14 protein-coding genes and 2 pseudogenes are annotated in these 21,472 nt (G+C 40.1%); 10 read left to right on the top strand and 6 right to left on the bottom strand.

Going from position 1 to position 21,472, the window contains the following annotated elements:
* Nucleotides 1-9 precede the first annotated feature (9 nt).
* A complete protein-coding gene (gene rseP / locus C4S38_RS06075) occupies nt 10-1,338 on the top strand; it encodes an RIP metalloprotease RseP (RefSeq protein ID WP_103982974.1) in 1,329 nt (442 codons plus the stop codon).
* 91 nt (nt 1,339-1,429) lie between these two features.
* On the opposite strand, the gene C4S38_RS06070 is transcribed toward rseP, so the two are convergent.
* The 6 genes and pseudogenes from C4S38_RS06070 to C4S38_RS06045 form a co-directional block, all read right to left on the bottom strand.
* Nucleotides 1,430-2,170, bottom strand: coding sequence for a tetratricopeptide repeat protein (locus tag C4S38_RS06070; protein WP_103982973.1), 741 nt, complete (start codon nt 2,168-2,170; stop codon nt 1,430-1,432).
* 229 nt (nt 2,171-2,399) lie between these two features.
* A pseudogene (locus C4S38_RS06065) lies at nt 2,400-2,832 on the bottom strand (alanine dehydrogenase); the annotation flags it as partial.
* A 182-nt stretch (nt 2,833-3,014) separates the two neighbouring features.
* Nucleotides 3,015-6,377: a preprotein translocase subunit SecA gene (gene secA / locus C4S38_RS06060; RefSeq protein ID WP_103982972.1), complete on the bottom strand. Its 3,363-nt coding sequence runs from the start codon at nt 6,375-6,377 to the stop codon at nt 3,015-3,017.
* 58 nt (nt 6,378-6,435) lie between these two features.
* Complete coding sequence (locus tag C4S38_RS06055) at nt 6,436-8,025, bottom strand: alkaline phosphatase family protein (RefSeq protein WP_103982971.1); 1,590 nt, start codon at nt 8,023-8,025, stop codon at nt 6,436-6,438.
* Between the two features lie 31 nt (nt 8,026-8,056).
* Nucleotides 8,057-9,247, bottom strand: coding sequence for a lipoprotein N-acyltransferase Lnb domain-containing protein (locus C4S38_RS06050; protein ID WP_103982970.1), 1,191 nt, complete (start codon nt 9,245-9,247; stop codon nt 8,057-8,059).
* A 269-nt stretch (nt 9,248-9,516) separates the two neighbouring features.
* A pseudogene (locus C4S38_RS06045) lies at nt 9,517-10,338 on the bottom strand (DUF2776 family protein); the annotation flags it as partial.
* 134 nt (nt 10,339-10,472) lie between these two features.
* Between C4S38_RS06045 and C4S38_RS06040 the strand changes: the two are divergent.
* From C4S38_RS06040 to pdxA, 9 genes are all read left to right on the top strand, one after another.
* Nucleotides 10,473-11,201: a type III pantothenate kinase gene (locus tag C4S38_RS06040; protein WP_234999301.1), complete on the top strand. Its 729-nt coding sequence runs from the start codon at nt 10,473-10,475 to the stop codon at nt 11,199-11,201.
* Nucleotides 11,188-12,471: a hypothetical protein gene (locus C4S38_RS06035; RefSeq protein ID WP_103982967.1), complete on the top strand. Its 1,284-nt coding sequence runs from the start codon at nt 11,188-11,190 to the stop codon at nt 12,469-12,471. Before C4S38_RS06040 ends, C4S38_RS06035 begins: the two co-directional genes overlap by 14 nt.
* 31 nt (nt 12,472-12,502) lie before the next feature.
* Nucleotides 12,503-13,867 (top strand): tetratricopeptide repeat protein, encoded by a 1,365-nt coding sequence (locus C4S38_RS06030; protein WP_103982966.1) that lies wholly within the window; start codon nt 12,503-12,505, stop codon nt 13,865-13,867.
* Nucleotides 13,868-13,869: 2 nt separating this feature from the next.
* A complete protein-coding gene (gene lptC / locus C4S38_RS06025; protein WP_103982965.1) occupies nt 13,870-14,580 on the top strand; it encodes an LPS export ABC transporter periplasmic protein LptC in 711 nt (236 codons plus the stop codon).
* Nucleotides 14,581-15,837 (top strand): hemolysin family protein, encoded by a 1,257-nt coding sequence (locus tag C4S38_RS06020; RefSeq protein ID WP_103982964.1) that lies wholly within the window; start codon nt 14,581-14,583, stop codon nt 15,835-15,837.
* Nucleotides 15,838-15,935: 98 nt separating this feature from the next.
* Complete coding sequence (locus tag C4S38_RS06015; protein ID WP_103982963.1) at nt 15,936-18,071, top strand: peptidylprolyl isomerase; 2,136 nt, start codon at nt 15,936-15,938, stop codon at nt 18,069-18,071.
* A 115-nt stretch (nt 18,072-18,186) separates the two neighbouring features.
* Nucleotides 18,187-19,215, top strand: a complete 1,029-nt coding sequence (rlmN, locus tag C4S38_RS06010; protein WP_099463251.1) for a 23S rRNA (adenine(2503)-C(2))-methyltransferase RlmN — start codon at nt 18,187-18,189, stop codon at nt 19,213-19,215.
* 57 nt (nt 19,216-19,272) lie between these two features.
* Nucleotides 19,273-20,307, top strand: a complete 1,035-nt coding sequence (locus C4S38_RS06005) for a DUF4837 family protein (protein WP_103982962.1) — start codon at nt 19,273-19,275, stop codon at nt 20,305-20,307.
* 11 nt (nt 20,308-20,318) lie between these two features.
* Entirely contained in the window at nt 20,319-21,428 is a 1,110-nt protein-coding gene (gene pdxA / locus C4S38_RS06000) for a 4-hydroxythreonine-4-phosphate dehydrogenase PdxA (protein WP_103982961.1), read from the top strand.
* The last annotated feature ends 44 nt before the right edge of the window (nt 21,429-21,472 follow it).

The raw sequence follows: 21,472 nt of genomic DNA, 5'->3' as shown, positions 1-21,472 counted from the left end.
AGATAATAGATGGAAACATTTTTGATTAAGGCGTTGCAACTGATTCTGAGCTTGTCGATTTTAGTGTTGGTACACGAGTTCGGGCATTTTATTTTTGCCCGGATATTCAAGGTACGTGTGGAAAAGTTCTACTTGTTCTTTGATCCGTGGTTCTCACTCTTCAAATTTAAGCCAAAGAACAGTGATACGGAATATGGTATCGGCTGGTTGCCGTTGGGAGGGTATTGTAAAATATCCGGTATGATTGATGAAAGTATGGATAAAGAGGCGATGGCTCAGCCGGCAAAACCGTATGAGTTCCGTTCCAAATCAGCCGGACAGAGATTGATGATTATGGTAGCCGGGGTGCTATTCAACTTTTTGTTAGCGTTGTTCATCTACTCGATGGTTCTTTTCACATGGGGAGATACCTACTTGCCATTAAAGAACATGAAAATGGGTATGAACTACAGCGAAACTTTCCAGGAGATAGGTTTTCGTGATGGCGATATTTTATTAAAAGCCGATGATGTTGATCTGGAACGATATAACGAAGCGGCTTTCCGTGCGGTGGTAAATGCAAAAAATGTAACTGTTTTGCGTGATGGCGTGGAAACTGTTATTGCTATGCCGGAAGATATGATGCAGCGTGTTATGCATGATAAAAAGGGGTTTGCAGATCCATTCCGTATACCTATGATTGTACGTGAAGTGGAATCTGGAAATACTCCTGCCGCAATTGCAGGCCTGCAGCCAAAAGATAGCATCGTTTCTATTAATGGAACGTCTGTCCCTACTTTTGATGATGCATCTAAAATATTGGCTCAGAATAAAAATAAGGAGATAGAACTGGGCTTTTTCCGTAACGGTCAACTCCAAAACCTTACGCTAACAACGGATTCGGCAGGCAAATTAGGCGTATTCATTATGCTTCCGCAAGATCTTTATCAGACGGTAACACGTAAATATGGTTTCTTCGAGTCATTCCCTGCCGGTATTATGTTGGGGGTTAATACGCTGAAAGGGTATATAAGCGATATGAAGTATGTCTTTACAAAAGAAGGTGCTTCTAACCTGGGCGGATTCGGTACAATAGGTGGACTGTTTCCTTCCGAATGGAACTGGCGTTTGTTCTGGGAACGTACTGCATTTCTTTCAATTATTCTGGCATTTATGAATATCCTGCCTATTCCGGCTTTGGATGGAGGACATGTGATGTTCCTTCTTTATGAGGTAATCGCACGTCGTAAGCCAAGTGATAAATTCTTGGAATATGCACAGATGACAGGTATGGCTATTTTGTTTGCTTTGCTGCTCTATGCAAACGGAAATGATATATTCCGGTTCTTTATAAAGTAGAATTATATATTTAATTTAAAACAAACAAGCCTGCTGGTTTATCATCACCAGCAGGCTTGTTTGTTTTAAAAAAGAGATATAGTCTGTTTATTTATTTAGTTGCATTGATAGCATCTAGTATTTTCTTAGAGTTTGCATCGCCGGGAGTAATGGCCAGAGCTTGCTGGATAAAATCTTTGGCTTTTGCCATATCTGCATCGGCTGCTGCTTTGGCTGTCTTATATTTATCCGGCTCCGAGGTTGCTAGGGGAGTTACTTCCTGCAGGACTTTTGCTGCTTTGTTGTAATACATAACTCCTGCACTGTAAAGAGCATTTGTCTTGTATTTTTTGTTTGACACGGTCAATACATCTTTGAATAGTTCTTCTGCCTGGTCATATTTACCGGCTTTTTGTGCTGCTTGACCCGATTTAATGCAATATACATACAATAATTTTTCCAGATTGCCACGCTTGGGATTGTTTTCAGGTATGGCTTTCATGCCCTCTTCTACGGTAGCTGTGAATTCGGCAGCTTTGTTTTGGTTGCGTAAAGCCATCGCTTTTCCCAGATAAGCATCATCAATATTGTATTTGTATTTAATGGCCATGTCAAAGAATTTGGCTGCTTCTGCCGGTTTCTTTGCCTGGGTAGCAGCAAAGCCGCAGTTGTAAATACGTACTGTATCCTGGTAATTGGTTGCTTCCAGATACTTGCTGTAGTTTGTCACTACATTTGCATAATCTTTAGCTTTTAAGGCAGCATCACCTGCTTCTCTGAATTTGTCGGCATCTTGTGCAAACATATGTCCGGCACTAAGGCATAGAGCCAATAATAAAACAATTTTCTTCATGATAATAAAATATAGTTTGAAATGTTAACGTAGGCTAAGGTACTTAGTGCAGATAGAGGAACAAAATATTTTGCTATTTTTTAAAATTCTATAAAGATAATTGAGATTATCGAATACGCGTTTGTTGGATTGGTTATGGTAATATGCATAAGGTTGAATGAGAATAAATATGCTTTTTATTTGCTATAGCTTAGTTAGACAGGATGATAAGGCAGACCGAATTATAAGCTGAAGAATATAATGTCTTGATATTTGCCGGCATCGTTTCACTCAGATAGCGGAGATGGGGCAATGAAATATCTGCAATCGTAACGTCGGCTCCCAGACCTGCGGCCATCAAGGCGGCATTCTGGCCTACAACTCCTCCTCCTAACACTAATATCTTGGCGGATTTTACACCGGGCACGCCTCCCAGTAAGACTCCTTTGCCTCCTTGAGGCTTTTCAAGGAAGCGGGCGCCTTCCTGGATAGACATCTTCGATGGCAGGAAGTATTTTCGCTCCCGCCTGCTCGTAGGCCGCGTCCGGAAAACCGCTGTTTTCTTCCGCCGTATGCTGTACATAGACAGTATGGCCTCTTTTAACTAATTCTTTTGCTCCGGCAGGTGTAAGAGCCACGCGATTCTCGTTGTTCTTAATCTCTTTGGGTACTCCGATGATCATAGTGGTAGTTTTAGAGGTTTATTTGCCGGCAATATACAGAATAAGAATATTTGACATTGTGTTATTTCCTGATTCCACTATTTTATATATGTTTAAAAACAGAAAAAGAGGAAATCCTTTGTTGGAAATTTCCTCTTTTTATCGGAACAAAAGCAATAGCCTTTGTTTAAATTACATTGTCTTTATAAACCCTGTCCGTGACAGTTTTTGTATTTTTTGCCGCTTCCGCAGGGACAAGGATCGTTGCGTCCTACACGCTTTTCGGCGCGAACCGGTTCCTTGCGGGGTTGTTGCGGAGCACGTTCTTCAGGGTTGTTGTTGCCACTGATATCCGTTTTTTCCGTACGGTATCGGCTCATATCCTGACGCTGTTCGGGTGTAGCCTGCTGAACGGCGATGCGTTGGCGGGCAGCTTCTGCAGCAGCCTGGCGAGCCATCATAGCCTGCTTTTCTTCTTCGGTCGGTTCTTCGCGAACAGGTATCTGACCGCGCATCAAAACAGCAGCCGTTTTACGGTTCATTGCGTCTACCATACCTTTGAACAGGTTGTATGATTCCAGTTTGTAGATCAACAACGGATCTTTGTTTTCGTAGCTGGCATTCTGTACGGAGTGGCGCAGTTCGTCCATTTCACGGAGATGTTCTTTCCATGATTCGTCGATGGTATGCAGCACGATTGATTTCTGGAATGCCTTGGCGATGACCTTACTTTCTGTTTCGTAAGCTTCTTTCAGATTACATGAAACGTTGTACATGCGTTTGCCGTCTGTAATAGGAATCATGATGTTTTCGTACATTGCACCCTGGTTTTCATATACTTGCTTGATAACCGGATTGGCAACCTGTGCCATACGTTCCATGCGGCGTTTGAACAGGGCTAATGCGGCTTCAAACAGTTTCTCTGTCAACTGGGCAGGCTTTGTACTCTTGAATTCTTCTTCGGTGAATGGGCTCTCCATAGCAAATGTCTTGAATAATTCCAGCTTGAAGCCTTCATAATCCTGGAATTCTGCATGCTGTTCTACGATAGCAGTAGCCGTATCATAGATTGTATTCAATACGTCCAGACCGATACGTTCTCCCATTAATGCGTGACGACGACGGGTATAAACTACGTTACGTTGTGAGTTCATTACGTCATCATATTCCAGCAAACGTTTACGGATACCAAAGTTGTTTTCTTCCACTTTCTTCTGTGCACGTTCTACCGACTTGCTCAGCATATTGTGTTCAAGCACTTCACCTTCTTTGAATCCTAACTTATCCATCAGCCCGGCAATCTTTTCGGAAGCGAACAGACGCATTAGGTCGTCTTCCAACGATACGAAGAATACGGATGAACCCGGGTCACCCTGACGTCCGGCACGACCACGCAACTGGCGGTCTACACGACGGCTTTCGTGGCGTTCCGTTCCGATGATAGCCAAACCTCCCGCAGCTTTTACTTCGGGTGAGAGTTTGATGTCGGTACCACGACCAGCCATGTTGGTGGCAATGGTAACGGCAGCTGTCTGTCCGGCGGTAGCAACGATCTCGGCTTCCTTCTGGTGCAACTTCGCGTTCAGTACGCTGTGTTTGATCTTACGCATGGTAAGCATACGGCTCAGCAGCTCGGAAATTTCTACAGATGTAGTACCAACCAATACAGGGCGTCCTATTTCCGTCAAATGTACGATTTCTTCGATCACGGCGTTGTATTTTTCGCGCTTGGTCTTGTAGATACGGTCGTTCATGTCATTACGGGCGATAGGGCGGTTGGTAGGTATTACGACAACATCCAGTTTGTAGATGTCCCATAATTCGCCGGCTTCCGTTTCGGCCGTACCGGTCATACCGGATAGCTTATGATACATACGGAAGTAGTTCTGCAACGTAATAGTTGCGAATGTCTGCGTGGCAGCTTCCACCTTTACGCCTTCCTTTGCTTCGATAGCCTGATGCAAACCGTCCGAATAGCGGCGTCCATCCATAATACGTCCTGTTTGTTCGTCTACGATCAATACTTTGTTGTCCATAACAACGTATTCGTCATCCTTCTCAAACAAGGTATAGGCTTTCAGCAATTGGTTGATCGTATGTACGCGTTCGCTTTTTACAGAATAGTTGGCCAGTATCTCGTCTTTCTTTGCCTGTTTCTCTTCGTCTGATCCTTTGAAGTTCTCAAGTTGGGATAGCTCGGAAGTGATGTCGGGCAATACGAAGAAGTGAGGGTCGTCGGTTTTACCTGTCAGCAGGTCGATACCTTTATCGGTAAGTTCGATACTATTATTCTTTTCGTCTATCACGAAGTACAATTCGTCTGTAGCCTCGTGCATATGGCGCATGTTCTCAGACATGAAATATTCTTCGGTTTTAAGCATCTGCGCTTTGATACCTTGTTCGCTCAGGTATTTGATCAAAGCTTTGTTACGGGGATAGCCTTTGAAGGAACGATACAATTGGATGCTTCCTTCTTCCACTTCCTTCTGATCGTTGCTTGCCATCTTTTTCTTTGCCTCGATAAGCAACTTCGAACAAAGCTCCTTCTGTGTATTCACAACTACTTCCACATTCGGGCGAAACTGTTCAAACAGTTGTTCTTCGCCTTTTGGAATAGGACCTGATATAATCAGCGGCGTACGGGCATCGTCAATCAATACGGAGTCTACCTCATCTACAATAGCATAGTTATGCTTGCGTTGTACGAGGTCGCTCGGACTGATAGCCATGTTGTCGCGCAGGTAGTCAAAACCGAATTCGTTGTTGGTACCGAATGTGATATCGGCATTATAAGCGGCACGGCGCGCGTCGGAGTTTGGTTGATGCTTGTCTATACAATCTACGGAAAGCCCGTGGAACATGTAAAGCGGTCCCATCCATTCCGAGTCACGTTTTGACAGATAGTCGTTCACGGTTACTACATGCACTCCGTTGCGGGTTAAGGCGTTCAGGAATACAGGAAGTGTTGCTACCAATGTTTTACCTTCACCGGTTGCCATTTCGGCAATTTTACCTTTATGCAGAACCACGCCACCAAACAACTGTACATCGTAGTGTACCATGTCCCAAACGATTTCGTTACCTCCTGCTTTCCAGTGGTTTTGATAGATCGCTTTGTCTCCTTCGATACGAACGAAATCGTGTTTGGTAGCCAGATCACGGTCGAACTGAGTTGCAGTAACTTCAATTTCTTCGTTTTCGGTAAAGCGGCGTGCCGTATCTTTCATAATAGAGAATACTTCGGGAAGAGATTCTTCCAGGACGATCTCCATTTTATCGGTGATACTTTTTTCAATCTTATCTACTTCCGCCCATATAGCTTCACGTTCTTCCAGTTCTTTATCGTCAATGCCTTTGCGAAGTTCTTCTACTTTGGCACGTTCTTCGGTTACATAATCCTGGATGCGTTGTTTTATCTCTTCCGTTTTAGCACGCAATTCGTCGTTTGAAAGTGCTTTGATAGACGGATATACGGCCTTAACCTTCTCTACGTAAGGTGTGATTTCTTTAAGGTCTCGCTGCGACTTGTTGCCGAACAGCTTCGTCATGAATTCATTAAATCCCATGTGTGTATTGTTGTTTTGTTATTTACTAAAATAGTTATCTGCAGAGTTGACTGCTGCGTTATTTGTCGACTGTCAGCTCTTTTAACGGTAAGCTGAGTGTTGCATTTGGCGGCCTGATCCTCAGCATATGGGTTACCGTAGGGGCTACCTCCGTGGCTTTTATTTCGCGGTAGATATGTTGCGGCTTGAGGCCGTTGCCCATAAATACCAATGGAGTAATAACAGCGTTATTTCGTATTACTTTTACTTTTTCTTTCGGATTGTCGTAGTTTACTTTCCATCCGGGTTGCAATTCGATAATCAGATCGCCGCGTCCAAGATGATGGGTTCCCTGGCGGAATTTTGCCGTTCCTTCGTTCCAGTTGCCCGAACGTAAAGCATAATCGGTAGTAACATGCTGCACACCGCTGAATTCGAGAAGGAAGTCGGCCGATTTCTCCTGTATCTCCTTCAAGTTCAGTTTTGCATCTTCAATTGCTTTACGGTTTAGATATATCTGATTGTTATAATAGCCTTTTACCCAGTTGTGCTGTTGTCCGTAAACAGCCATCAGGTACATATTGAGTAGGGCTACGCAACGCTTCGGATGAAAATCTCCTCCGTTCACCATTAAACCGTCGGGGTATTCTTCTTCGCTTCTGTAATACCCTGAGCCTGTAAATACGATTAATGTATTGTTAAGGCCGACTTTCTTGTCGATTGCGTCCAGCAGTTTGGAAATATCATCGTCTAGCTGATAATACGTATCTTGTATTTCACGTGTGTATTCTTTGTTTAATATTCCGCGGTAATTGCCGGCATAATAAGTAATAGCCAGCATATCCGGGCAACTGCGTGTACCGAATGCTCCGTATTCGAGGAATTGAAGGGCAAGGCGGTTTATCTCTTTATTGATAAACGGAGAAGTTTTAAAATTAGGATAACAGTTTGCCGTATTCTCCTTAAATGTGTAACGAAACGGCAGGTCGTCTAGTACGTATGGAAAGGCATTGTACTTTTCCAGTGGCAGGGATGGGGTCCATACCATTGTTTCCAAACGGGCAGAAAGGGCTTCCGGGCCGTTGTTGTAACGGTCTACATACCATGGAATGCCTTTATAATAAGTGGTTGTTGCCCATTTGCCGTTCAGATTGTCCATCCAGAAGGCACCGTTTGCCGCATGTCCGGCTGATATAATGGCTCCTTCGGCATCGGGGGCAATGGCATATACGTCACTTCTGCCTTTGGATGCGATCTTTAATTCGTCACCTATAGTAGAACTGAACAGTTTTTTTGGTGAATAGTTGTCTTTTGTATAGTTACCCAGATATTCCGGATCGTTCAGGATTGAGATTTCTTGTTCTTTCTCAAAATCAAATGTCTTGTTACCCGTTATTCCGCTGAAACACGGATTGCTTCCCGTAAACAGCGTTGCGAAAGCACTGGCCTGGTCTATATCCGAAAATTCAAAACGAATATTGTTGTAAACAACTCCTTCGTTTAGCAGACGTTTGAAACCCCGTTCGCCGAAAGTGTTGTAAAAATATTCTATATAATCGCCTCTTAACTGGTCTACTGTGATACAGACTACCAATTTGGGAGCATGCTGTTGTGCCTCCATGTTAGTAACCACTAGTATCGCAATAAGCGACGATAAAAATTTCCTCATTCTATTTTCCATATTCAAATTGGGCTTCAACCTATCGTTTTATAGGTTTGTCCTTTAGTCTGTAAATACCAAATCCTGAGCGTAGCCATAAGGTTGCTACCAAAGGAATGAACGCCATATTCATATGTTGCGGGATGAAATGCCATCCCAGCAGCATTAGTGTAAGCGCCGCAAAGTTAATAAAATGATAGTAATATGCAGCTTTCTTGAGTTTTTTTACAGAAAACAATATGACAGCAATCAAATCCAAAGGCTGTAGCCATATCATCGACCAGTTAGGCCATGTGCACGGATGAACAGATATGAAACTGAGGAAAAACAGAATCACTCCTCCTAATCCGGCAGCCAGAAACAAAAGACAGTCAACAATAAGAAAATATTTCTTTTTACGCCATTCTATATATGTCGATAATGCAACCAGCAAAAAAAGTGCCAAACTGCAAACGATGGGTGTAAAGAAGCCGTCATTGTTTATTTCGGCGTTTTCATCAGCTGTTGTAATCTGGATTGTGTCGGATATTAGTTTGCGTGTTGTACCGTCTGGGTTCTGTATTGTAGCTTTGGCAAATTCGTCTTTTAAATACTCTGGTAAGAACATCATTTCGTGGGCTGTTGCTTTCCGGTCGGTTGGACTGCCAAGGGCTAAATCGCAACCAAATGTCAGCCAGGCATGGTTGCGCGTACAATAATTTATCATGTCTCGGAATGTTTTCGGTGCCGGCGGATCATTATATATTATTTTGCCATCTATGTATTTTTCTATGATGGCAACGGGACGTGTTGCACAGTTATCGAAAAAGAAATTATAACGGTAAACTCTGTTTTCCGGTTTATAGTTTTCAAGTAAAGCTTGCAGGATGCGGTCTTTTTCCTTGGGGGTGAGATTTAAAATTTGTTCGGTTACTTCGCTGCCCCGCATCTGATATTCTATTACATAACTTTGGAAATCTATTGCACCTAGTTTATAATCCGTCTCTCCTTTGGCAAAACGATAAATAAAGTTTGGTTTGGAAAAGTCGAATATTCCATAGTTAAAGATTATATCCTGCTTTTGATCCGGGTCAAATACCCGTATGGCAGCGTGCCCGTATACGGTAAATACCTCATCATCATACGGCGAACTTGTTAATATGCTTATCCGGGCATTGTCGCTTAATTTGAATTGAGCATATCCCGAGGTGTATATAAGCAGGGAGAGTAGCAGATATATTATTTTTCTCATTCCTTTGTTTATTATGTTACAAAGGTAGATTTATTTTTTTAATTAGGTGATATTACTGTTTCAGGATAGGGACTTTTGTTTTTTAGTGTGGCAGTTTTTAAGAAAAACATCCCGTATAAATAATCTTTTGGGCGGCTGAAAATTAATTTTGAGCTAGGTGGAAATTAATTTTGACCTGGGGCAAAATTAAATTCTACCTGCCCAAAAGAATAATTTGTTCCGATCTTTTTTATAAATATACGGATATGAAAAGATAAAACGTGCCGGCTTTATTGGGAAGATGTACCACTCTCCAATATACTAACGATAGAGAACAGTGTAAAACAAATTCCTCCTAAACTGGCCAGTACTCTGGCCGGGACAAAATAATTGCTGCTCAGTTCGGCTAAATCAAATAAGTATGATGATAGAAAAAAACAAGCTAGTGCTGTGAATATGGGTATTAAAGGAATACGGTTGGCTAATTTGAATTCCCGTTTCCATATTTTGGCTAAAAGGATAACTTTACTGGATATGCTGTAACAAACCAATCCGAGTCCAACCATGATATATCCGGTAGTTGCTTCAGCCGGGTCATATGTCCCCATGATAATTAATCCCCAGAAAATACTTAATGTGCCGAAAAACAGTACGAATCCGGGCCACCAGTTCCGCTCAAAGTCGGAATAAGTGTTTCTTATCTGTCTGACAATGGTACTTACCAGAGCTACCAGGCTTGTACATATACAGGCCAATCCAACCATTACATGACCTGCTACAGAATATTGCGAATGTTGTCCGCTTCCGGATAATAGTTGAAATGCCCATATCCAGGCAACTAAAGCTATAATAACAGCAACCAGGATAAGTGATACTGCTTGTTTCTTTGAAAAAGAGGGCTTAGGAATATGCGGGTCATCTGTCTTTGCATTTACCTGAATTAAGGTAAAACGGGTAGATGAGGTTGCAGTTGTAGCTACACAGGCAGTAATCAGTCCAACTCCGCATATTACATGTCCGGCAACAAACAAAGATGGATCCGGAGATGATGATAAAAGAAATATACCTCCCAGAATCGTAACTACGGCTGCCAGATAACCGGTTATGGGAAGCGCGTTTTATATTAATAATTTTCGGCTTAAACAGTTTTTGTTACGGTTTAGTTTTGGATTTGAATGTAATGTTTTTATTTGTTCTTGTTGTTATCTCGTCATTTTTATGTTTCTTTGCGGAAAATATCAGCGAAGTGAATCTTATCATAGAACAAGGGAACACGTCATCGAAGGTTGCTATATATAATAAAGGAAAGATGGAAGCATCTTTTGTATATAAAGAGTTCGGTGTTTCGGTTATAGCTCCGCTTATGGAGGCATACGACTTGACGCAAGGTATCTTATCTACAGTAGTCGATACGGATGAAGAATTGCTTGCTTTTTTGAGAAGTAAGTTGCGTTATTTTGTGTTTTTGAATGAAGATGTAGCCCTGCCTGTCTCTGTGCAATATGAAACTCCGGCTACTTTGGGCAAAGACCGTTTAGCTGCAGTTGTAGGAGCAAATTATCTGCAGCCGGGAAAAGATATACTGGTAATAGATGCAGGGACAGCTATTACCTACGAATTAATTGAAGCTTCCGGTATTTATCTGGGGGGGAACATATCTCCGGGGATGACGACTCGTTTTAAAGCCTTGAACTTTTTTACGAAGAAGTTGCCTTTAGTTACCGAGCAAGACAATGTTCCTATGCTGGGAACCTCTACTGAAACGGCAATACAGGCCGGAGTTGTGAATGGAATTGTTTACGAGATGGACGGATACATTGAAGAGCTACGAGTGAAATATCCTGAACTTTTGGTTTTTTTAACAGGCGGTCATTCGTTTTATTTTGAAAGAAGACTAAAAAACTCCATCTTTGCAGACATTAATTTAGTGTTGACAGGATTAAATAGAATCTTAGAGTATAATGTTGAAAATTAATAAGGTCGTAATAACAAGCATTCTTATATTTACTCAGTTGTCTTTAATGGCACAGAACAATACTAATTCACCTTATACTCGTTTTGGGTATGGTGAACTGGCTGACCGCTCGTTTGGCGCCGGACGTGCAATGGGTGGTATTGGTTATGGATTACGTTCATCAAAACAGATAAATCCTATGAATCCTGCTTCTTACAGTAGTATGGATTCACTTACTTTTTTGTTTGACTTTGGTGCATCCGCGCAATTATCCTGGTATGATGACGGAACAAACAGGCAAAAGAATGTAAATGGTAACGTGGAGTACATTGCAATGCAATTCCCTATTTCCAGGCGTATTGCTATGAGTGTAGGTATGCTGCCTTATTCTTATGTAGGATATAAATACGGAAGTAAAATCAATAATAAAGATAATGGTTTGGATGCCGTAGCTTCTTATGTGGGAAAAGGAGGTTTGACAGAAGCATATGGAGGTATTTCTGTCGATCTGTGGAAGAAAAGACTGGCTGTCGGTTTAAATGCCGGATATTTATTTGGAAACATTACGCATGAACAAAATGTTACTTTTCCAAGTCCGGGATATAATATAGTCCGTACGCAAGAGGTGCAGGTGCGGGATTATAAATTGGATTTTGGTATTCAATATACTCATCCGATAAGTGCAACCGAAAATATTACAGTGGGTTTTGCTTATTCGCCGAATAACCATTTGAATGCAAAATCTTATAATACTTTGCAAAAGGTAACATCCAGTGGAGGCGTGGTTGATAATGTTGCTGATACGATAACGAATCAGGCATTTGATTTACCTAATTCGTACGGAGCGGGTATTTCGTATGTAAAACAAAATAAATTAACTTTGGCGGCTGATTTCTTATACGAAGAATGGGGGAAAGCCCGTTTTTTTGATAGTAAAGATGATTTTAAAAATCGTATCCGTGTAGCTGTAGGTGGCGAATTTATACCGGATGTGCAAAATCATAATTTCCTGGCAAAGGTGAGATATCGCGCAGGTTTCCATTATAGTAATTCTTATCTGAAGATTAACCAGACGGAAGATAATGGATATGCCAGCGGTAGCTATGGCGAATATGGTGCAAGTGTCGGTTTTGGACTGCCATTAGTGGATTCCCGTTCATTTGTGAATGTATCTTTTGAATATGTAAAGATTCGTCCCGAAGTGAAGACTATGATTAATGAACAGTATTTCCGGTTTACAGTGAACTATACATTTAATGAATTATGGTTCTTTAAACGAAAAGTCGATTAATTAAATAGTTAACTTTAATATAAAAATAGATATGAAGATCAAAGTATTATTGCTTGCAATCGGATGCTCGATAGGAGCATTAGGTGCATATGCACAGAAAGGTGTGGATAATGGTACACAGTTCGGATCAGGTGAGGATAGTGTTCGATGCATAACCAATATCAGTTTATTTGTTCCTTATGCTAAAGGAGGAAACTATAAGGATGCATTGGAGTCATGGAAAATTGCGTATAATGAATGTCCTGCTGCAACAAAGGATATTTATTTATATGGTGTGAGAATTGTAGGATGGCAGATTGAAAACGAAAAAGATCCTGCAAAAAGACAGGCTCTTATCAATGATTTGATGGCTGTCTATGATAAGCGTGTTAAATATTTCGGGAACGACAAACGTTATGGCAAGGACTGGATTATTTCGCGTAAGGCCCAGGATTATTTGCAGTATATGGGCGAAAATGCCGATTTTAATACTGTCTATAACTGGTTGAATGAAATTATTAATGAAAAAGGCGACGATACGGAGATTCTGGGTGTTTCATTGTTTGCTTTTTCTGCGTTAAAGAAATTGATGGCAGATCCGAATTTCAAGGAACAATATATTCAGGATTATTTGAAAGTTTCAAAAATATTGGAAACACAATTGAATGCTGCCCAGGCTGCAAATAACGCAAAAGAAATTGCGGCGATTACTACGATAAAGAGTGGCGTGGATAACGGTTTTGCAAGTAGCGGTGCTGCCGATTGTGAAACACTGCAGAATCTGTATGCAGCTAAGATTGATGAAAACAAAGATAATCTTCCTTTCCTGAAAGAGACTATTGCTTTATTAAGACGTGTTCGTTGCCAGGAGATTGATGCTTACTTTGCTGCTTCTGCTTATGCATATAAACTGGAACCGAGTGCTGAAGCTGCTATAGGTATTGCCAAGCAGGCTGTTAAGGCAAAAGATTACGATAAAGCTATTAAGTATTTTGAAGAAGCTGCTAATATGGAAACTGATAATTCAGCAAAGGCAGACGATTATTATATGATTGCTTTGTTGTGCTTTGAACAGAATAGCTATTCAAAGTCCAGACAATATTGTCAGAAGGCTTTGGAATTGAATCCTAATTCAGGAGCTCCTTTAATGTTGATAGGTAAAATGTATGCGGCAACAGCTAAGTCTGTTTATCCGGATGACCCTGTAATGGTAAGAGCCGTGTATTATGCTGCAATTGACAAGTTTGAAAGAGCAAAACAGGTTGATCCCAGTGTGGCTGATGAAGCTAATACATTGATTAATACTTACCGTGCTCACTTGCCGTCTACCGAAGAAATTTTCATGCATCCTGATTTGGAAAAAGGAAAGAGTATTACAATCGGCGGCTGGATCGGAGAGCGTACAACTGTTAGATAATTATGGTTGGATCACGTTTTCTTAGTAAAACGAATAAAGATAAAGGCATAACAACTATCCCGGTGATAGTTGTTATGCTTCTTTTATTTTCGGCATCTTGTTCAAAAGAAAATAAAGAGGTTGTAGATGTGGAGTTTGATCCGAATCAAACATATACAATGAAGACGACGGAAGTGGCAAGCCTTATATCGGATTCCGGAATAACCCGGTATAGCGTGAAAGCTAAAGAGTGGTTGATGTTTGACAAGGCGGTCGAACCTTATTGGTATTTCCCTGAAGGTCTGTATATAGAAAAATTTGATACGACTTTCCATACGGAAGCAAGTGTACAGGCTGATACGGCTTATTATTATAATAAAAAAGGATTGTGGAAATTAATTGGCAATGTTGCAATAGAGAATTTAGAAGGTGAGCACTTTCAAACGTCATTGCTATATTGGGATGAAAAGCAAGGAAAGGTATATTCTGATAAATATATCCGGATAGAACAGGTAGATAAGGTAATTACAGGTGTCGGTTTTGAGTCTAATCAGGATATGACTAAATATAAAATATTTAATTCGACAGGCATTTTCCCTGTGAAAGAAGCACCGGCTGATAGTATTCGGACAAATCAACCTTTACAGGAAACACCTTTGGAAGAAAAATTAGAAGAAAAAACACAGGAAGAGGATATGCCAATGTCTACAATGATTCCTTTAAAAAGTAAGTAAATGAATGCTTTACCGTATATACTAATATCATTAGCATTTTCTGCTTTTTTTTCAGGTATGGAAATCGCTTTTATTTCTTCCAACAAGTTACGGTATGAACTTGATAAACGGAATAAAAGTTTTATAAGTAAGATATTAGATGTTTTTTATAATAATCCGAACCAGTTTATTTCAACGATGCTGGTTGGCAATAATATTGCTTTGGTTGTATATGGTCTGCAAATGGCCATGTTGCTTGAACCTTATATCGCAAAAGTTGTTGATAACGAAGCTTTGATTGTACTTATACAATCTGTTATTTCTACGGTGTTGATTTTGTTTACAGGAGAGTTTATTCCGAAAACCATATTTAAGCTGAATCCGAATTTGTCATTAAAGATATTCTCGGTGCCGCTTTTTGTTATATATGTAATTCTATATCCGGTTTCTAAATTTTCTTCTTTGCTATCTTTTGCCTTTTTGAAATTGGGAGGAGTGAAAAATCTGAAAGATTCATCCGACCGTACGTTAGGTAAAGTTGACTTGGATTATTTTATTCAGCAAAGCATAGAAGATGCTCCGCAAAATTCTGATATGGATACGGAGGTGAAGATATTTCAGAATGCGTTGGATTTTTCGAATGTCCGTTTAAGGGATTGTATCGTGCCTCGTACGGAAATTGTAGCATGTGATACGTCTGCTACTATAGATGAACTGCGCTCAAAATTTATAGAAACCGGACTTTCTAAAATATTAATTTATAACGAAAATATTGACGATATTATAGGCTATATCCATTCATCCGAATTGTTTAAACATCCGGAAGACTGGACAGAAAGTATTCGTAGTGTGTCAATTGTTCCAGAAACAATGGCCGCCAATAAGTTGATGAAGGTTTTGATGCAAGATAAGAAAAGCCTGGCTGTCGTTGTGGATGAGTTTGGGGGAACCTCGGGTATTGTGACCTTGGAAGACTTGGTAGAAGAAATTTTTGGTGAAATAGAGGATGAACATGATATGAAATCTCATGTCGCTAAAAAAGTAGGAGAGGACGAATATCTTTTATCCGGTAGAATTGAAATTGATACTTTGAACGAAATGTTTGGACTGGAGCTGCCGGAATCGGACGATTATGTCACTATTGCGGGTTTTATTCTTCATTTTTATCAGAGATTTCCGAAATTGAACGAATCGGTGGTCATTGATAAATACACATTCAAAATCATAAAGGTTACGGCAACTAAAATAGAACTTGTGCGTATGAAAGTGGCTGAATGATGAAAAAAAAAGGATTAAATGATGTGACAAATTCTTTTTTTCGTATCTTCGTGCCCTTAAATGAGAAATAATAAACTTTAAAAAATAAATAAAGATAAATGGCTACGCTGGAGAAAATTAGAAGCAAAGCAGGTTTGTTGGTCCTTGTTGTGGGATTGGCATTGTTTGCTTTTATTATTGGAGACTTTTTGAACTCTGGTTCTACTTATTTCAGACAAACTCAGGAAAGAGTTGCGGAAGTTGACGGAGAAGTTGTTAAGATTCAGGATTATCAGGCACGTGTAGACGAAATGGCCGAGATGTATAAAATGCAGACTGGTTCGAATAGTTTGCCTGAAGAATATATGTCACAGATTCGTCAGTCTGTATTTGATGCTATTGTTCAGGAGATCGTTCTGGATGAGGCTACAGCTAAATTAGGCATGGTCGTGACTCCTGAAGAATTATTTGATATGGTTCAGGGTGAAAATATTTCTCCGCTGATTCAACAAATGCAGATGTTTACAAATCCCCAAACAGGAGCATTTGATAAAACAGCATTGTTGAATTTCCTGAAAACTATCAGTGATGATAATTTGGCTAACTATCCGGCCGATCAGCAAGCTCAAATAGTTAAGGCTAAAAATTTCTGGTTGTTTTGGGAAAAGAATATTAAACGTCAACGTTTGGAAGATAAATATACTACTTTATTGAGTAAGGCGATTTCTGCTAATATGCTGGATGCAAAAGAAGCATTTAATGAAAATGCAGAAAGTTCGGATATTGTATATGCAATGCAATCTTATGCAACAATTCCTGATTCTGCAGTACAGGTAAGTAAGAGTGAAATTGAAAAGCTGTATAACCAGCGTAAGGAAATGTTTAAACAGAAAGAAGGCAAAGTAGTTAAATACATTGCTGTAGACATTCGTCCTAGTAAAGAAGATTATGACAAAGCTCAGGCTGATATTGAAAGCTTGAAGGAGGAATTAATTTCTTCTGCAAAAGTTGCCGATTTGGTAAACGAAAACTCAGAGGTGCCTTATATGGATGCATTCTTTACGGCTTCTGCTTTTGATCCTGAGTTGAAACAATTTGCAACAACAGCCGAAGTAGGTGCTGTATATGGACCAGTATTTGAAAATGACAAGTACAGAATGTTTAAGCTGGTTGACAAAACAAATGCACCTGATTCTGTAAAAGTAAGCCATATTATGTTAGCAGGTAAAGCAGAGAAGGAAACAGCTGCTTTGGCTGATAGTTTGATGAATGTATTGAAGAATGGTGGAAACTTTGAAGAATTGGCAAAACAATTCTCTGCAGATCAGGCTGCCGAAAAGGGTGGCGAACTTGGCTGGTTTACAGAAGCTACTGCTTTGAGAGGTGTAAATGAGGAATTTAAGAATGCTGTTTTTTCAACTCCGGTAAATAATGTTGCGTTGGTTAAGTCTTTATATGGTACACATATTGTTAAAGTAACAGACAAAACTGCTAATGTGAATAAATATAAAGTTGCAGATATAGATATGTCTGTATCTGCAAGTTCAAAGACTTACAGCAATATCTATAATGAGTTGAATCAATTTATTTCAAAGAACAGTGATATTGCTAAATTGGATGATGCTGCTAAAGAAGCCGGTTATAGTATTATTTCAGATGTAACGGTAACAGCTGACAATCAGATGTTGGGAACAATCAAGAATTCTCGTCCGGTTATCCGTTGGGCATTCCAGAATGATAAAGGTAAGGTTTCTGAAATTTTTGAATGTGACAATAAATTTGTAATTGCTGCAGTTCAGGGTTCGCTGCCTGAAGGATATCGTCCTGTTGATATGGTTGCTCCTGTATTGAAAGCAGAGTTGATCAATCAGAAGAAAGGCGAAAAGATTGTTAGTGATTTGATTGCTAAAAATCTGACATCTTTGGATGCATATGCTCAGACTATGGGAACTTCTGTTGACTCTGTTAAATTTATTAGCTTTGGAACACGTCGTATTGCCGGTATGGGTGTAGAACCTAAGTTGAATGCAATGGTCTCTTTAACTCCGGAAGGTAAATTGAGTGCTCCGGTTGCAGGAAACAACGGTGTATATGTATTTGATGTTTTTGCGAAGAATAAGGAAAATAAAGAATATAATGAAGTAAGTGAAGTTCGTGCTTTAGATGCAGCAAACTCATACAGAATCGGATTCCAGGCTATACAGGCTTTGGTAAATAAAGCAAAAATAGAAGATAACCGTATCCGTTTTTATTAATACCGGATGAAGATATAAGGCTTAAGTATATGGCCTGTGATAAAGCTGCCGTGCTCATATAGAGTACGGCAGCTTTTTTATATCTTTGCAAAATAAAATAATAGATTAATACGGAATGAACGGAAAAAAACGTTTGCTGGGTATGACTCTGGATGAATTGAAAGAGGTTGCTTCGGAAGCAGGATTGCCTGGATATGCGGCAAAGCAAATGGCTGATTGGTTGTATAAGAAGAAAGTTGTTTCAATAGCTGAAATGACAAATATTGCTGCAGCTAAACGTTCTTGGCTTGAAAATCATTATGAAGTTGGAGCAATGGCTCCATCGGATTTTATGAAGTCGGTAGATGGTACTATAAAATATCTTTTTCAGGTAGGGGAGGGACGTTTTGTTGAATCTGTGTATATACCTACGGAAGATAGGGCAACATTGTGCGTGTCGTCTCAGGTTGGATGTAAAATGAATTGCCTTTTTTGTATGACAGGAAAGCAAGGTTTTACTGCTGATTTGACTTCGAATCAAATATTGAATCAGATACAGTCATTGCCGGAAAACGAACAATTGACAAATATCGTTTTTATGGGAATGGGAGAGCCGTTGGACAATGTAGGCGAGTTATTTAAAGTGCTGGAAATATTAACAGCCCCTTATGGATATGCCTGGAGTCCGAAACGTATTACCGTGTCTACAATCGGAGCAAAGGGACTGAAACGCTTTTTAGATGAAAGTGATTGCCACTTGGCGGTTAGTTTACATTCCCCTTATTCTGCAGAACGTTTGTCTTTAATGCCTGTAGAGAAAGCTTTTCCGGCTCATGATGTGCTGGAATTGATAAAGCAATATGATTTTACGCATCAAAGACGTGTCTCTTTTGAATATATTGTTTTTAAAGATTTGAACGATAGTTTGAAACATGCGGAAGCGTTGGCTTGTTTATTAAAAGAAATACCTTGCCGGGTGAACCTGATCCGTTTTCATGCAATACCGGATGTACCGTTGGAAAGTTCGGACATGGGTAAAATGGAATTGTTCAGGGATATGTTGAACTCCAAAGGCATTATCTGTACTATCCGTGCTTCCAGGGGAGAGGATATTTTTGCTGCTTGCGGGATGTTATCTACTGCAAAAAACAAGCAAAAAGATTAAACAGGCGGTATTTTGACAGAAAAGGATTACATTTGTATTATATAAAACATAACGGGTATGAAAACACATTTATTTATTGCCAGTTTGTTGCTCCTGGTATTATTAGGGGCTTGTAGTTCCGGTCCGGTGATGACACAGGCTACTGGGCTTGCTTATGAAGTTATTGTCGTAATGGATCAAAAGGATTGGAAAGGGGAAGCAGGTGAGATAATCAAGGCTGACCTGGAATCTCCGGTGCCTGGCCTTCCTCAGTCGGAGCCTTCTCTTAAAATTACATATGCTCAACCTAAAGATTTTAACGGATTGCTTAAGCTTGTACGTAATATATTGATTGTTAAAATTAATCCGTCTACTTATACGAAAGTTTCATTAAGCTATGAAAATAATCCTTGGGCAAAAGGACAAGTCGTGCTGACTTTAAAAGCTCCGGATGCACAAAGTATTGTTGAATATTTGACCGCTAATAAAAATAAACTGGCCAATTTCTTTGTTGAAGCAGAAATGAACCGCGCGATTGCTCAGTTGGAAAAGAATTATAGTTCTGTTGTAATGGAGCATTTGAAGAAAGATTTTGACGTAATGTTGAATGCACCAGAAAATATGACTTATTATAAGGATACGACAAACTTTTTCTGGGCATCTAATAATGCAAATACAGGACGCACAGATTTAGTCGTTTACACATTCCCCTATACGGATCCGGATACATTTACAGCCGATTATCTGGTAGCAAAGCGCGATTCTGTGTTGAAGGCTAATCTGCCGGGTGCATTCCCAGGTTCTTATATGGCAACAGAAACCCTGGGGGGCGTTCATTATGAACCAATTACTGTTAATGGTAAATATTGCGGAGTGTTACGCGGTTTATGGAAAATGCGAGGTGATATGATGGGAGGGCCGTTTGTAAGCCATATCCGTTTGGATGAAAAGAATAATAGGGTTGTGGTTGCTGAAGGTTTTGTTTTTGCACCTGAGACAAGTAAGCGTAATTTTATACGTCGTATAGAAGCGGCATTATATACTTTACGTTTGCCAGGGGAATTTGACAAGCCGGTAAGTGATCCGCTTGATGTTCCTGAACAAAAGAAATAAACATATTATATATGGAAGAACGATTGATTAAAGTGGGGATTACTCACGGAGATATAAACGGTATCGGATATGAAGTGATACTGAAAACATTCTCGGACGCCCGTGTTGCTGAACTTTGTACACCTGTTATTTATGGTTCTTCAAAGATCGCGGCATACCATAGGAAAGCTTTAGAGCTTCCTCCTGTCAATATGAATATTATTACCAAGGCGGAAGAAGCTGGTGTAAATCGCGTAAATATCATCAATTGTGTGGATGACGAGACAAAGGTTGAGCTTGCTCAGTCAACTGCTGTGGCAGGAGAAGCTGCATTTAAGTCATTGGAGGCTGCTGTAATGGATCTGAAGCGAGGTGTTGTTGATGTATTACTGACGGCTCCGATTAACAAGCATAATATCCAAAATGATGATTTCCATTTCCCCGGACATACGGAATATTTGGAAGAGTGTTTTGGCGGTTTAGGAAAGAAAGCTCTGATGATATTGATGAATGATACTCTTCGTGTTGCTTTGGTTACCGGACATATACCTTTGTCAAAGGTTTCTTCATCCATAACTCAGGAAGATATTGTAAGTAAACTCCGTATATTTAATCAGTCATTAAAGCAAGACTTTGGAATAGTAAAACCCAGAATTGCTGTATTGTCATTGAATCCGCATGCCGGAGATGCTGGTTTGCTTGGAAATGAAGAAGAAACGATTATTATACCGGCTATGCAAGAGGCCGAAAAAAGAGGTGTGATGTCTTTTGGACCCTATGCCGCCGATGGCTTCTTTGGTTCTTGTATGTATGATAAATTTGATGGTGTTTTAGCTATGTATCATGACCAGGGACTGGCTCCGTTTAAGACTTTGGCAATGGAGGACGGTGTAAATTATACTGCCGGTTTACCAATTATCCGTACTTCTCCTGCACATGGCACGGCTTATGATATAGCCGGACAGAACCTGGCTTCTGAAGAATCGTTTCGTCAGGCTTTGTATGTGGCTTTGGATATATATCGTAATCGGATACGATATTTTGAAGCGACAGCAAACCCTCTCCGTAAGCAATACTTTGACAAGGGAGGCGATAATGAAAAACTAGATTTGACGAAGGACGAAGAATCCGGTGATATTTAAAAGAAAAGAAGCATGGATAGAATGAAATCCATGCTTTTTCCTAT

It is taken from the genome of Parabacteroides chinchillae (assembly GCF_900108035.1).
Lineage (GTDB): Bacteria > Bacteroidota > Bacteroidia > Bacteroidales > Tannerellaceae > Parabacteroides > Parabacteroides chinchillae.
Note: the sequence above shows the minus strand (reverse complement) of the source record. Positions and strands in the feature narration are given on the sequence as shown.